The 13,328-nt window shown below is 55.1% G+C and carries 11 protein-coding genes and 1 pseudogene; 3 read left to right on the plus strand and 9 right to left on the minus strand.

Translation table 11 applies throughout. The annotated features are described in order from the left end of the window. Positions 1-64 precede the first annotated feature (64 nt). From OE750_RS04445 to OE750_RS04475, 7 genes are all read right to left on the minus strand, one after another. Complete coding sequence (locus tag OE750_RS04445) at positions 65-394, minus strand: SMR family transporter (RefSeq protein ID WP_263761845.1); 330 nt, start codon at positions 392-394, stop codon at positions 65-67. 126 nt (positions 395-520) lie between these two features. Then, positions 521-1,735: an NADP-dependent isocitrate dehydrogenase gene (locus tag OE750_RS04450; protein ID WP_263761847.1), complete on the minus strand. Its 1,215-nt coding sequence runs from the start codon at positions 1,733-1,735 to the stop codon at positions 521-523. A gap of 60 nt (positions 1,736-1,795) precedes the next feature. Then, positions 1,796-4,000, minus strand: a complete 2,205-nt coding sequence (locus OE750_RS04455; RefSeq protein ID WP_263761849.1) for an NADP-dependent isocitrate dehydrogenase — start codon at positions 3,998-4,000, stop codon at positions 1,796-1,798. 154 nt (positions 4,001-4,154) lie between these two features. Next, a complete protein-coding gene (locus OE750_RS04460) occupies positions 4,155-5,366 on the minus strand; it encodes an MFS transporter (protein ID WP_263761851.1) in 1,212 nt (403 codons plus the stop codon). Next, the gene (locus tag OE750_RS04465; RefSeq protein ID WP_263761853.1) at positions 5,363-5,665 is read right to left on the minus strand and encodes a potassium channel family protein; all 303 of its coding nucleotides are present in this window, start codon (positions 5,663-5,665) and stop codon (positions 5,363-5,365) included. The genes OE750_RS04460 and OE750_RS04465 overlap by 4 nt, the downstream gene beginning before the upstream one ends. Next, the gene (locus OE750_RS04470) at positions 5,662-6,300 is read right to left on the minus strand and encodes a DsbA family oxidoreductase (protein WP_263761855.1); all 639 of its coding nucleotides are present in this window, start codon (positions 6,298-6,300) and stop codon (positions 5,662-5,664) included. Before OE750_RS04470 ends, OE750_RS04465 begins: the two co-directional genes overlap by 4 nt. A 147-nt stretch (positions 6,301-6,447) precedes the next feature. Then, positions 6,448-7,956, minus strand: coding sequence for a class I adenylate-forming enzyme family protein (locus OE750_RS04475; RefSeq protein ID WP_263761858.1), 1,509 nt, complete (start codon positions 7,954-7,956; stop codon positions 6,448-6,450). 54 nt (positions 7,957-8,010) lie between these two features. Here OE750_RS04475 and OE750_RS04480 point away from each other — a divergent pair, with 54 nt between their 5' ends. Continuing rightward, positions 8,011-8,637, plus strand: a complete 627-nt coding sequence (locus OE750_RS04480; protein WP_263761860.1) for a helix-turn-helix domain-containing protein — start codon at positions 8,011-8,013, stop codon at positions 8,635-8,637. Positions 8,638-8,646: 9 nt separating this feature from the next. Here OE750_RS04480 and OE750_RS04485 read toward each other — a convergent pair whose 3' ends face one another. Next, positions 8,647-10,464 carry an extracellular solute-binding protein gene (locus OE750_RS04485; protein ID WP_412176195.1) on the minus strand — a complete coding sequence of 606 codons (1,818 nt, stop codon included), beginning with the start codon at positions 10,462-10,464 and terminating at the stop codon, positions 8,647-8,649. A gap of 285 nt (positions 10,465-10,749) precedes the next feature. On the opposite strand from OE750_RS04485, the gene OE750_RS04490 reads away from it, so the two are divergent. Both OE750_RS04490 and OE750_RS04495 read left to right on the plus strand, forming a co-directional pair. Beyond that, positions 10,750-11,523, plus strand: a complete 774-nt coding sequence (locus OE750_RS04490) for a 3-hydroxybutyrate dehydrogenase (RefSeq protein WP_263761863.1) — start codon at positions 10,750-10,752, stop codon at positions 11,521-11,523. Next, positions 11,520-12,560 (plus strand): annotated as a pseudogene (locus OE750_RS04495) (patatin-like phospholipase family protein). The gene OE750_RS04490 and the pseudogene OE750_RS04495 overlap by 4 nt, the downstream one beginning before the upstream one ends. On the opposite strand, the gene OE750_RS04500 reads toward OE750_RS04495, so the two are convergent. After that, positions 12,561-13,301 carry a DUF502 domain-containing protein gene (locus OE750_RS04500; RefSeq protein ID WP_263761865.1) on the minus strand — a complete coding sequence of 247 codons (741 nt, stop codon included), beginning with the start codon at positions 13,299-13,301 and terminating at the stop codon, positions 12,561-12,563. It abuts the pseudogene before it with no gap. Between the last annotated feature and the right edge of the window lie 27 nt (positions 13,302-13,328).

Genomic DNA, 13,328 nt, shown 5'->3' on the forward strand with positions numbered 1-13,328 from the left:
CTGCGGCGGGGGGCTAGCCCCCCGCACCCCCAAGGTATTTTTGAACAGAAGAAGAGCGGGCGTTTTAATGCGGAGTGGCGTTTGAAAAGAGCTGGATGACCACAATGCCCGTTATGATGAGACCGAGGCCCAGCACAGCGGGCAGGTCCAGCTTTTGGCCGAACACAACGAAGCCGATCATAGCGATGAAAACGATACCGAGCCCTGACCAAAGCGCATAAACCACGCCGACGGGCATGAAGCGCAGAACCATCGACAGGAAGTAAAAGCTGATGGCATAGGCTGCGACCACCAGAACCGATGGCCAAAGGCGCGTGAATTGCTGGCTGGCCTGCATGGCCGAGGTTCCTATGGTTTCAAAAGCAACGGCGATGGCCAGATAGATATAGGGCATTAGGGATTCTTTCAGACTGGAAGCTCAGTTGTATCCTTGATGTCTGCCATAGCAAAGCGCGCAGAGACATCCGTCGAGAATTTTGCGATCATCTTATTATCGAGATGATCTTACCCCACCTATAGCTTAACCGGCGAGCGCCTTTCTGAGGTTCTCGTCTATCTTTTCAAGAAAGCCCATTGTGGTCAGCCAGCCTTGCTCGGGGCCAACCAGTAGTGCGAGATCTTTGGTCATGAAGCCACTTTCAACAGTGTCGATGATGACCTTTTCAAGCGTTTCGGCAAAAGTCGTGAGGGCCACGTTTCCATCGAGCTTGGCCCGGTGCTTCAGGCCGCCTGTCCATGCATAGATCGAGGCGATGGAGTTGGTTGACGTGGCCTCGCCTGCCTGATGCTGGCGATAGTGGCGCGTGACAGTTCCATGGGCCGCCTCTGCCTCGACGATCTTGCCATCGGGGGTCATGAGCTGGCTGGCCATCATGCCGAGCGAGCCGAAGCCTTGGGCAACAGTGTCAGACTGCACATCGCCGTCGTAGTTTTTACAGGCCCAGACAAAGCCTCCGTTCCATTTCATTGCACAGGCGACCATATCGTCGATCAGGCGGTGCTGGTATTCGATGCCTTTGGCGTCAAACGCCTCTTTGAATTCGGCGTCGAAAATCTCTTGGAAAAGCTCGAGAAAACGTCCGTCATATTGCTTGAGAATAGTGTTTTTGGTGCTGAGATAGACAGGCCAGCCGATGTCGAGCCCGTAGTTAAACGAGGCGCGGGCAAAGTCGCGGATGCTGTCATCGAGGTTATACATACCCATGAAAACACCCGCAGATGGGGCGTCATAAACTTCACGTTCGATAACTTCGCCGTCTTCTCCCTCAAACTTCATGGTGAGCTTGCCGGCGGTTGGGAATTTGAAGTCTGTCGCTTTGTATTGATCACCAAAAGCGTGACGACCGATCACAATGGGCTTTGTCCAGCCGGGCACAAGGCGCGGGACGTTCTTGCAGATGATAGGTTTGCGAAAGACCACACCGCCGAGGATGTTGCGGATTGTGCCGTTGGGGGATTTCCACATTTCCTTGAGGCCAAACTCTTCAACGCGAGCTTCATCCGGGGTGATGGTCGCGCATTTCACTGCGACGCCGACTTCTTTGGTCTTTTCGGCCGCATCGATTGTGATTTGGTCATTGGTGCGGTCGCGCTCTTCGATCCCGAGGTCGTAATAGAGCAGGTCGATGTCGAGATACGGCAGGATGAGCTTGTCTTTGATGAACTGCCAGATGATGCGGGTCATCTCGTCACCGTCCATTTCGACAATGGGGTTTTCAACCTTGATCTTGTTCATAACGTGCCTCGTTTGCCTGAAAGAAGTGAGGCGCCCGGTTTCCCGAGCGCCCCCTGTGTTTTAGCCGATGATCGCATTGAGCGTTTTGCTTGGTCTCATGACCGCAGCAAGTTTGGCTGCGTCGGCGTGGTAATACCCGCCCGTGTCAGCAGGCTTGCCTTGAGCGGCAGCAAGTTCGGCAACGATTGCGCTTTCACCATCAGCCAGAGCTTTGGCGACAGGGGCAAACTCGGCAGCAAGGTCTGCATCATCCGACTGTGCTGCCAGAGCTTCGGCCCAGTAGCGGGCAAACCAGTAGTGGCTGTCGCGGTTGTCAGGCTCGCCGACTTTGCGGCTTGGCGAGCGGTTGTTATCAAGGATGCCTTGGGTGGCAGCATCGACTGCCTTGCCCAGAACGCGGGCTTTTTCGTTGCCTTTTGCATCGGCAAAGAACTGGAGGCTTTCACCCAAGGCGCAGAACTCGCCCAAGCTGTCCCAGCGGAGGTGATTTTCGGCTTCAAGCTGCTGCACGTGTTTGGGGGCCGAGCCGCCAGCGCCCGTTTCAAAGAGGCCGCCGCCCTGCATGAGTTTTACAATCGAGAGCATTTTGGCCGAGGTGGCCAGCTCGAGGATCGGGAAAAGATCCGTCAGATAGTCGCGCAGCACATTGCCTGTGATGGCGATGGTGTTTTCGCCCTTGGTGATGGTTTCCAGCGAAGCACGCGTGGCTTCACGTGGGGCCATGATCTCGAATTTGTCAGCAACGCCTTTGGCCTCGAGGATAGGCTTCACATAGGCGATTAGCTCGGCATCATGCGCGCGGTTTGCATCGAGCCAGAAGATGGCACGGTAGCCTGTGGCGCGCTGGCGGTCGATTGCGAGGTTTACCCAGTCTTCGATCGGGGCTTGGCGCGCGGAGGCCGAGCGCCATATATCGCCTGCGGCGACAGTATGACTGTGCAGCACAGTGCCATCGTCGAGGATCATCTTGACTGTTCCCGCTTCGGGCACTTCGAATGTTGTGGGGTGCGAGCCGTATTCTTCGGCTTTTTGTGCCATAAGGCCGATGTTTTGCACTGTGCCGGCTGTGGCTGGGTTAAGCTTGCCGTTTTCTTTGAAGAACTTGATGCTTTCGTCATAGACTGGCGCATAGGAATTGTCCGGGATCACACAGTTCGCATCGTTTTCCTTGCCATCAGGGCCCCAGCCTTTGCCGCCTGCGCGGATGAGCGCGGGCATCGAGGCGTCGATGATCACATCGGAGGGAACATGAAGGTTGGTGATGCCACGGTCTGAATCGACCATATACATGGGCGGACGGTCGGCCATGCAGGCGTCAATTGCGGCCATGATATCGGCTTCGTCTTTGACGCGTGCGAGCAGATCACCCATGCCAGAGTTTGGGTTTACACCCAGCTCTTTCATTTTGTCGCCGTGGGCTTCAAAGACAGGCGCGAGGAAGGCTTTTACGGCATGGCCAAAGATGATCGGGTCGGAGACCTTCATCATGGTGGCTTTCATGTGCAGTGAAAACAGAGTGCCTTCGGCTTTTGTCTTTTCAATTTCATCCGCGAGGAAGGCATCAAGCGCTGCGGCGCTCATATAAGTTGCATCAACAACCGTGCCTGCGGGGTAGGATACACCCTCTTTGAGCACGGTTTCGCCTGACGCTGTTTCCAGCACGATCTTGGCTGTGGCTGCTTTGGGCAAAGTTGCCGACACCTCGTTTGAGAAGAAATCTCCGCTCGGCATGGCAGCAACGCGGGTTTTGCTTTCGGCTGTCCATTCGCCCATGCGGTGTGGGTTGTTTTGGGCGTAGTTTTTCACGGCAGCAGCGGCGCGGCGGTCTGAGTTGCCTTCACGCAAGACAGGGTTCACGGCTGAGCCTTTGAGCGTATCATAGGTTGCACGCACGGCTTTCTCGGCGTCTGTCTTAGGCGTTTCGGGATAGTCGGGCAGGGCGTATCCCTGCGACTGAAGCTCCTTCACTGCGGCCACAAGCTGCGGCACAGAGGCTGAAATATTGGGCAGCTTGATCACGTTGGCAGAAGGCGTTTTCACCAGCTCGCCAAGTTCGGCAAGGTCATCGGACTGGCGCTGCTCTTCGGTGAGATGATCGGGGAAGGCGGCAAGGATACGGCCGGCCAGCGAGATGTCTTTTGTGCCAACCGAAATATCGGCGGCTGAGGCAAAGCGTTTGATAATCGGCAAAAGCGATGCGCTGGCCAGCTCGGGAGCCTCGTCAACTTTGGTGTAAATGATGTCGGGTGTGTGTGTATCAGCCATGTTCAATCCTTCTCGATCGAGGGTTCAGAGCGTTCGCAGACTCAAACTGCGAGTCAGTAGAATTGGCCGCGTGATAGCCTAATTGGCAGCCAAAAGAAAGACGGTATGCAAAAGTATACAGAAAATATTTCTGCCAGGGCCAAGCGGTTTAGGGCTAGTGTCTTCTCCTGCGCGGCGTGCGGTCAAGGCGCAGCATAAAGACGAGCCCCATAACCGTAAGCACAAACACACCAATCGCGGCCGGGCGCGGTGTTCCGTCAAAGGCGAGGCCGATGGGAATAGCAAAAGCCATAGCAAAGACTGTCGATGTGCCGCCCAGAATTGAAGCTGCCAGCCCCGCAATATGCCCCAAAGGTTCCATGGCCATTGCGTTGAGGTTGCCGAGTGTGAGCCCCGCCATGGAAAACAGTGAAAACTGCCAGAAGACAAACAAGCCGAAATAAACCCCGTCAGGGAGCGGGAGCATGGTGAGTAAAATCATGCTGCCGGATAAAGCGACCTGAACAGCAAGTGTTATCGTTGTGAGAAATTGCATGCCAAGCCTTACAACCAGAACCGCATTCAAAATGCTCGCACTCCCCGCCAGGATCGCCACGAAACCGAACCACAAGGGAAAGCTGTCGGCACGGTCAAAGGTGACATCATAGATTTGCTGGATTGAGGAGAGGGCTGCAAACAGGACGGCAAAACAAAACGTCTGAACTAGGAGAACAGTTCGAACAACGGATAAAGAAAGCATCTCGGACAAGGCGCTCCAGAGCTTTGCCGCCTCAAACGGCCGGCGCTTGGCTTTGGGCAGGGTTTCCTCAAGCCGGAAGCCGAACCAGCATGTCACCAAGAATGCGAAGATAATGAAGGCGGCGAAAATACCACGCCACCCCGTGAGGGCAATGATACCTGCGCCAATGAGTGGTGCAATGGCGGGCACAAGTGTGAAAATCATCATGACTGTTGAAACGAGCTTGGCCATTTGGCGGCCTTCAAACAGATCGCGGATGATGGCGATGCTGACAATTCGCGGACCGGCGATACCAAGCCCCTGAACGAGCCGTGCTGCGAGAACAAGCTCAAGCGTCTGTGCTGCCCAAGCCAGCATGGCGCCAACCATGTAAAGTGCTATGCCGGCATAGATCACTGGCTTGCGCCCGAAACTGTCTGAAAGTGGGCCCGTAAAGAACGTTCCGATCCCCATACCAAGCACAAAAGATGTGAGGATAAGCTGTGCGGCGTTGATATTGTCCGGGCTGAGCTCTTGTCCGATGGTCGGCAGGGCCGGCAGCATCGCATCAATCGAAAAAGCTGTCATGGCGAAGATCATTGCCATCAGCCCGATAAACTCGGGCTTGGACATTTTAAGTGTGTTCATTCTTTTGACTCACGATGCTTTTCAAGTGCTTTGCGGCGGCGTTGCAGGAAAGCAAAATGGCCAAACTGCTGGATGGCCAACGCAAAAATACCCAGACCGGAAAATATGAAGACGGTCGTGCCGATCTTGCCGATCACTGTGACAGGGACAAGATTGCCATAGCCCACAGTCGAAAGCGTGACGACCGTGAAGAAATAGGAGTCAATCCAACTCCAGCCTTCGGCCCAGCGGAAGAAAACCGTACCTGTAACCACCACCACGCCCAAAAGCACGATGATTACTCGTGTCGAAATGTTCACTCTCTCGCCCCTTGGAGAACTTCGTCAATCACCTTGAGCCAAAGCTCGGGTGGCTGTGCACCCGGAACGGCGTGCTGGCTCGCGACAATGAACGTCGGCACAGAATTGACACCCATTTCACGTGAATGCGCATCGCGCTTTTTGATATCGTCCACATCAGAGTCTGTGCCTAGAAGTTTAAGCACAAGGGCCGCATCCATGCCCATGCTATCGGCAACATCGGCCAGAACTTCATGCGAACCAATGTCACGGCCCTCTTTGAAATAGGCTTTGAATAGCGCCGACACCACAGGTGTTTGGCGTCCCTCTATTCCGGCCCAGTGTATGAGGCGGTGGGCATCCAGTGTGTTCGGGGTTGTCTGGATCTTGTCAAACTCGATCTGCACACCTGCATTTTTCGCATGCTCTACAACAGGTTGATAGGCCTTGAAGGCCGCGTCCTTACCGCCGAACTTTGTTTCAAGATAACTGCGCCGGTCCATGCCGCCTGCGGGCATGTCGGGATTCAACTGAAACGGATGCCATTCAATTTCGAAAGGGTGGTCTGGCCGCTGCTCCAGCGCGCGGTCAAGTTGAGCCTTGCCAATATAGCACCAAGGGCAAATCGGGTCGGATATAATATCGAGTTTGATCATGTGGGCCGCCTTTCGCCTCTCTCTTAGCGGCCCGAGCGAAAAAGCAAAACCCATATGCTTCTTCTGTTTGAAAATACCTCAGGGGGTTTGGGAGACAGCGTCCCCCAACGGATCGGCCCGCGCCGCAGGCGTGGGTCGAAAACAAACTTAAATCATCATTTTGAGCGCTGAACGTCGCAACTTGTTGTTCGGCCCGTGTGGCAGGGCTTCAATGCGCTTGTAGAGCTTGGGCCGTTTATAGGAGGCAAGGTTCGCCTCGGCCTGTGCTTGCAGGGCAGCTTCGTCAATATCGTGTTCCGCCGTGTAGAAGGCAGCGATGATGCGGACATCCTCTTTAATTTCGACATCTGTTACCGCAAGCGCTGTAAGGCCCTCAACACTATGTAACGCGCCTTCTACTTCGAGCGGGGAAACACGATAGCCACCCGCGTTCATCATGTCGTCATTGCGGCCCTGATAGTGAATTTGGCCTTCCTCTGACAGAAAGCCCAAGTCACCTGTGAGAAACCACTCGCCCTCAAAGCGAGCGGTTGTCTCTTCAGGCGCACCGAAATATCCCAGCATCAGACCCGGATCGCTTTTGTGAACCGCAATTTGTCCTGTTTCCCCGTGCGGCACAGGTTGGCCGTTGCTGAGAAGCGCAATCTTTCGGCCGGACTGCGCTGACCCGAGCGCGCCTGCTTTTGCGGGGCGTGCCGGGCTTGAGGAAATAAATGTCGAGCATTCGGACATACCGTAGGCCTCGAAAAGCTCCTTGCCTGTCGCGCGCTGCCACTGCTCGAGCAGAGCTGTGCCGAGTTTCTCACCCGCCGAAAGCCCATGGCGCAGCCTTGGTAAGTCCGGCATGTCGCCTGACTTTAACATCTTTCGGTAAATACCTGGTGCTGCTGCGAAAACTGTTGCTTCATGTTGCTGTAACAAGAGTGGTATCTGTTCGGGCACCACGCCATTTTCAGGGATAAGCGCGGTGGCTCCCATGGTCCATGGATCCATCAGCCCCGTACCGAGCGTATAGGTCCAGTTGAACGCGCCTGCATGGCACAAGCGGTCACTTTCCTTTAGCTCATACCAGCCGTTTATCATCATCTGGCGCGCCCAGATTGCGCGGTGTGCATGTATAACCGCGCGCGGCTTACCAGACGTGCCGGAGGTATAGACAATATAGGCCATGCGATCAGGATCACCCATAGCATATTCACAGGGTGAAAGTTTATGCATCGCGGCCAGATCGGCCTCACCGATGCTCATAAAATTGCCAGCCTCTGGAGTTGCCACACCCGTACCACAGGCAATGGCACGGGGGCTGAGTGTGTCTACCATTTTCTCAACCTCGGAGAGGGTGAGCTGCGAAGAGGTCGGGACAGGGACAATGCCAACGGCGATGGCACCGAGATAGGCAATCGGAAACTCGGGCGTGTTTCCGAGCCGCAAGAGCAGGATATCGCCTGCTTTGAGACCCATGTTTAACAAACCTGTGCCGGTTCCGCGCACAGCGGCCTCAATATCTGCATAGCTCCAGCGCGTTGATGCGTTCATTCCCATCACCACAAGCGCGGCTTTGTCGGGCAGAGCAGATGCGCGGCCAAGCACATGGGCTGCCATGTTGAATGGCTGAGGGCAGGGCGCGAAAGGGCCGTTATCAACAATGCTCAGCATGGACACAGGTGCTAAGGGCTTGGCGCGGGCTGCGCAAGGCCCTATGAAAGCGCAATGACAAATGCGGCTGACCCCAAATCCCTGATCAAAATTGCACGTGCAGGTGGTGATTCACCTGCGCCCGAGCAGATCGACCTCGGCGCGCGTGTCCGCGATTTGCGAAAGAGTCTTGGCTTGACGCTTGAGCAGGCCAGCAAGCAGGCAGGGCTGGCGCGCTCGACCCTGTCCAAGATCGAAAACGGCCAGATGTCACCCACGTATGAAGCGCTCAAGAAGCTTGCGCAGGGGCTCGAAATCTCTGTTCCGCAGCTTTTCACACCGCCCGAAACGGCACAGGCCACTGCCCGCATGAGCCTGACACGAGCGGGTGACGGTGCAGAACATATAACCACCACTTACGAGCATATGCTGATGGGCGAGAGCCTTTCAGCCAAAAAGATGCTGCCATATCAAGCCCGTATCCGTGCGCGCACAATGGACGAGTTTGACGGCTGGGTGCGCCATGATGGCGAAGAGTTTCTTTATGTGCTTACCGGTGTCATCAAGCTATACACCGAGTTTTACGAACCCGTTGAAATGCGCCGCGGCGACAGCGCCTATTATGATGCGTCGATGGGGCACAATGTCGTTTCTGTCAGCTCCGATGATGCAACGGTGCTTTGGGTGACATCGCTGGTCTGAAAGAAGAGCTTACTTCTCAAACCACCAGACATCAGGCATGAACCAATACCCATCGCCGTTGATCGGGATATGAGAGGGGTATTTCAACTCTTTCACATGCGCGATGCGGCTGATGCCGAAAGCATAAGTCGGAATAACGTAGCGCCCGGCTGTCAGCACACGGTCAAGGGCGCGCACGCTTGCGACAAACTCTTCCTTGTCGTCAGTGCTCACCATGGTTTTGATCATGGCCTCGGCGGCTGGAGAGTTCATTCCCATCAGGTTTCGGGAGCCGGGCATGTCGATGCCCTCGCTGCCCCAGTAAAGCATTTGCTCGTTGCCGGGGCTGAGAGAAAAGCCGCGGCGGATATCTGTCATGTCAAAGTCAAAGCTGTTTTGGCGCGCAAAATACTGTGCGTTATCAACGCTTTCAATTTCAGCCTTAATCCCCAAGCGCTCAAGTGCCTGAATGTAAATATTGGCAAAGGCTTCAAGCTCGCCCGAACCGCTGGCGAGAAGGATTTTGAAAGCGAAGTTTTCACCGTTAGCATTTTTCAGCGTGCCGCTTTCAGCGCTCCAGCCCGCTTCTATCAGAAGCTTTTGCGCCTTAATCAGATTGGTTCTGTTCCGCTTCGTGCCGTCAGAGACGGGCAGGGCATAGCCCTCAAGCACACCTTCAGGGAGATCAGCAGCAAACGGCTCAAGCAAGGTTTTGACTTTGCCTGTGGCGGGGCCGTGGCTCATCCCGAGTTCGGAGCCTGAAAAGTAGGATGTGATCCGCTTTTGGGCGCCGCCTGTGACAACGTCATTCATAAACTCGAAGTTGAACGCGAGAATGAGCGCTTCGCGCACGCGCCAATCGGCAAAAAGCGGGTTACGGGTGTTCATCACGAGTCCCGTGATGCCCGACGGGTTACCATCAGGAATTTCGGATTTCACGACATCACCACGCGCCATGGCGGGGTAGTCATAAGCCGTGTCCCATTTGTTGGCATTGTACTCGCGCACCACATTGAGCACACCCGCTTTGAAGGCTTCTTTCAGAACCGTGTCATCGGCGAAGAACTCGATTCGTATTTCATCGACGTTTGCAGTGCCTTGAGTGATGGGCAGCTCGCGGCCCCAGTAGTCGGGATTGCGTTTTAGCGTGAGGGAGCGGTTTGGCTCGTAGGAACCGATGACATAGGGGGAGGAACCGACAGGGGCCAACTCAAAACCCGAGCGCTCAAAATCGTGCCCCTCCCATTGGGCCTTTTTAAGGATCGGGCGCAGCCCAGCAACAAGGGCAAGCTCGCGGTTGGCTGTATTGAAGGTCATCTTCACAGAGCGGGGGCCTGTGGCTTCAATGCTTTCGATCTGGTCTTTCAGCGTGCGGTAGCGCGGATGTCCTTTGGTTCCTAAAATCTCGTAGCTCCAGATCACGTCTTCGACTGTCACGGGACTTCCATCAGAGAATCGGGCCTCTTTACGAAGGGTAAATTCGACCCATTCACGATTCGGCCCAGTCTCGACCGATTCGGCCAGAAGCCCGTAGAGCGAAAAAGGTTCATCCCAGTTACGCGCCATGAGACTTTCGTAGCCCATAAACCGGAGCTGCCAGGGTGGGGAGCCTTTGAAGATGAACGGGTGCAAACTGTCAAAGCCGCCTGTGTTGCCCACGACCAGACGCCCGCCTTTGGGGGCGTCCGGGTTCACATAGGGTAGGGACACAAAATCAGGTGGTAGCGCAGGCTCTCCATACATAGCTATGCCATGAGACGGCTCGGCTGTTACGGGAATCGAAAGCCCTGCGCACACGAGAAAGGTGCTGCAAAGCCCTGCCATTGCATGGAAAAAAACTGATCTCATTTTGGTGACAATCCCGCTCGAACCTTGTTTTGTTACCGCAAACCTTAACGGCGGGGAAAAGCCAATACAAACTTTTAGCTTGGATTGAGCGTTAAGATTGCTTATAAAGGTCTCACTGCTCGATAGGTTTCTTGCCTGTATGAAACCTGCCTCAATAACTTGACGCCAGCCTTGTGCTGGCGTTTTTTTTTGGCCGAGCAGTTCTTCACACTTATGTGCTTTGGGTTGGCATTGGCCAATCTCTCGCGGTATTGCTGCAGGTGCAAATAGAACGTGGAGCACAGCATGACACTCAAAGGTAAAACCGCCGTTATCACAGGTTCAAATTCGGGAATCGGTCTTGGCATCGCCTGGGAGATGGCGCGGGCAGGGGCGAATGTGGTGCTTAACTCTTTCACCGACCGTGATGAAGACCATGCCATTGCGGCCGAAATTGCCGGCGAGACAGGCGTGACTGCGCGCTACATCAAAGCGGATATGTCAAAAGGAGCCGAATGCCGCGCGTTGATTGAGGCGGCGGGCCAATGTGACATACTGATCAACAATGCCGGTATCCAGCATGTCGCGGCGATCGACGAGTTTCCGACTGATAAATGGGATGCCATTATCGCGATCAACCTGACGTCTGCTTTTCACACGACTGCGGCCGCCTTGCCTATGATGCGCAAAGCGGGCTGGGGCCGTGTGATCAACATCGCCTCAGCGCATGGGCTCACGGCCTCGCCTTATAAATCGGCGTATATTGCTGCCAAGCACGGGGTTGTCGGGCTGACCAAAACCACAGCACTGGAAACCGCGCAGGAGCCTATCACGGCCAATGCTATATGCCCCGGATATGTGCTCACGCCTCTGGTTGAAGCGCAGATCCCTGACACGATGAAAGAATATGACATGAGCCGCGAGGACGTGATCAAGAATGTCATGCTGACGCGCCAACCCTCCAAAGAGTTTGCCACAGTCGAGCAGCTCGGCGGCACAGCTGTCTTTCTGGCATCGGATGCGGCGGCCCAGATTACAGGCACGACTATTTCGGTTGATGGCGGTTGGACAGCGTTGTGAGCTCTCCTTTGCGCCTCAACCTCGCATTACAGGGCGGGGGCGCTCACGGAGCCTTCACATGGGGCGCGCTTGATCGCTTGCTGGAAGAGCCAGATATCGAGATTGCCGCCATTTCAGGCACATCAGCAGGAGCACTCAACGGCGCGGCGCTGAAAGCGGGGTTTCTCAAGGGGGGCAACGAAGGCGCACGGGAGAACCTTGATTGGCTTTGGAACGAGGTGGCAGGTATTGAGGATTTGGCACTGCCTGCATGGCTGAACAGTTGGCTTCCATAGCCCGCACAGGTGAGCCAGGCTATCGAGTTTTCCCCGCTCTATATGTGGGGCGATGCGGTGAGCCGGATGCTTTCCCCTTATGGCTGGGGGCCGCTTTACCAAAACCCGCTGCGTCGTATTGTCGAGCAGTTTGATTTTGACAAAGTCTGCGACGATCACGGCCCCGAGCTTTTTATCTGCGCCACCCAGGTGCGCGAGGGCAAGGTGAGGATTTTCAGCGGCGAAAATATTAGCACCGATGCCATTCTGGCTTCGGCTTGTCTGCCTACACTTTTTCAGGCGGTCGAGCTGACAGACCCTAAAACAGGAACGCGTGAAACCTTTTGGGATGGAGGTTATACAGGCAACCCCGCATTGTTCCCGCTGTTTGATGCCGCACTGCCTGACGATGTGATCATCATCAACATCAACCCGCTTGAGCGCGAGAAAAGCCCGGTGACGCCGCAGGAAATCCAGAACAGGATCAACGAGATCAGCTTCAACGCTTCGCTTTTGCGTGAGTTGCGCAACATCGAGTTTGTTCAGCGGCTTATAGCAGATGGCAATTTGAAAAACGGCGCGATGAAGAACATGCGGGTTCATATGATCGCGGATGATGCATTGATGAATGATCTTTCGGTGGCAACTAAAACCGTCGCCGTGCCCTCTGTCATCCAGCAACTCAAACAGGCCGGAAGGCGCGCGGCGGGTGATTTCCTCGCAGATCACAAGAGTGATTTAGGAAAAATGCAGACAGCCAATCTTGCCGAGATGTTCGGCTGATCAGCCCCCGTTTTTCGCCCCGTTTTGCACTTGCTTGGATGGGTCTTTCGGATTGGGGTAAACAAGCCCTGCGGAAATAACCAGTTTGGCTGCATCTTCAACGGTCATATCCAGTTCGATCACATCGGCGCGTGGCACAAACAACAAGAAACCCGAGGTCGGGTTGGGCGTTGTGGGAAGAAAGATACTCATCATATCGCCGTCGGCATCGGCCTTGGCTGCAATTTCGCCCTTGGCGGCTATGGAGACAAATCCGATCGCCCAGATGCCTTTGCGTGGATATTCTATCAGGCAGGCTTTCTCGAAGCTGCGCTCGGACTGGGCAAAGATCGTTTCGGCAATCTGCTTCACGCCATTGTAGATCGAGCGCACCACAGGCACGCGCTCTAACAGCCCTTCGGCATAGCGAATGAGCGAGCGACCCAAGAGGCCCTTGGCCAGCCAGCCAACAAAGATTGTGAAGAAGAAGAACACAAACACCCCGACTCCACGGATGTTCACGCCGATCCAGTCTTCCGTTCCACGTGTGCGTCCAAGCCAGCGGTTGATCAGCTGTTCAGGGTGATAGTTGTTCGGCACAAACGGCATGACAAAACCGTCCACCCAGCCGATGAAGCTCCAGAGCAGCCAGATCGTGAAGGCGACAGGCGCGATCACAATCAGACCCGTGAAAAACGAGGCCCGCAGACCCGCAAACATGCTGCGGCGCTTGTGGTGGTCTTCGTCAAAGGGTGTTGTCATTCGAGGTCCGGTTCCAATCTACAGCGC

Source organism: Lentibacter sp. XHP0401 (assembly GCF_025751535.1).
In the GTDB taxonomy this organism is placed as follows: Bacteria; Pseudomonadota; Alphaproteobacteria; order Rhodobacterales; family Rhodobacteraceae; genus Lentibacter.

Bases quoted from the DNA above. Each gene is read 5' to 3' on its own strand.
- OE750_RS04445 (WP_263761845.1), bottom strand. From the start codon at position 394: ATGCCCTATATCTATCTGGCCATCGCCGTTGCTTTTGAAACCATAGGA.
- OE750_RS04450 (WP_263761847.1), bottom strand. From the start codon at position 1,735: ATGAACAAGATCAAGGTTGAAAACCCCATTGTCGAAATGGACGGTGAC.
- OE750_RS04455 (WP_263761849.1), bottom strand. From the start codon at position 4,000: ATGGCTGATACACACACACCCGACATCATTTACACCAAAGTTGACGAG.
- OE750_RS04460 (WP_263761851.1), bottom strand. From the start codon at position 5,366: ATGAACACACTTAAAATGTCCAAGCCCGAGTTTATCGGGCTGATGGCA.
- OE750_RS04470 (WP_263761855.1), bottom strand. From the start codon at position 6,300: ATGATCAAACTCGATATTATATCCGACCCGATTTGCCCTTGGTGCTAT.
- OE750_RS04475 (WP_263761858.1), bottom strand. From the start codon at position 7,956: ATGCTGAGCATTGTTGATAACGGCCCTTTCGCGCCCTGCCCTCAGCCA.
- OE750_RS04480 (WP_263761860.1), top strand. From the start codon at position 8,011: ATGACAAATGCGGCTGACCCCAAATCCCTGATCAAAATTGCACGTGCA.
- OE750_RS04485 (WP_412176195.1), bottom strand. From the start codon at position 10,464: ATGAGATCAGTTTTTTTCCATGCAATGGCAGGGCTTTGCAGCACCTTT.
- OE750_RS04490 (WP_263761863.1), top strand. From the start codon at position 10,750: ATGACACTCAAAGGTAAAACCGCCGTTATCACAGGTTCAAATTCGGGA.
- OE750_RS04500 (WP_263761865.1), bottom strand. From the start codon at position 13,301: ATGACAACACCCTTTGACGAAGACCACCACAAGCGCCGCAGCATGTTT.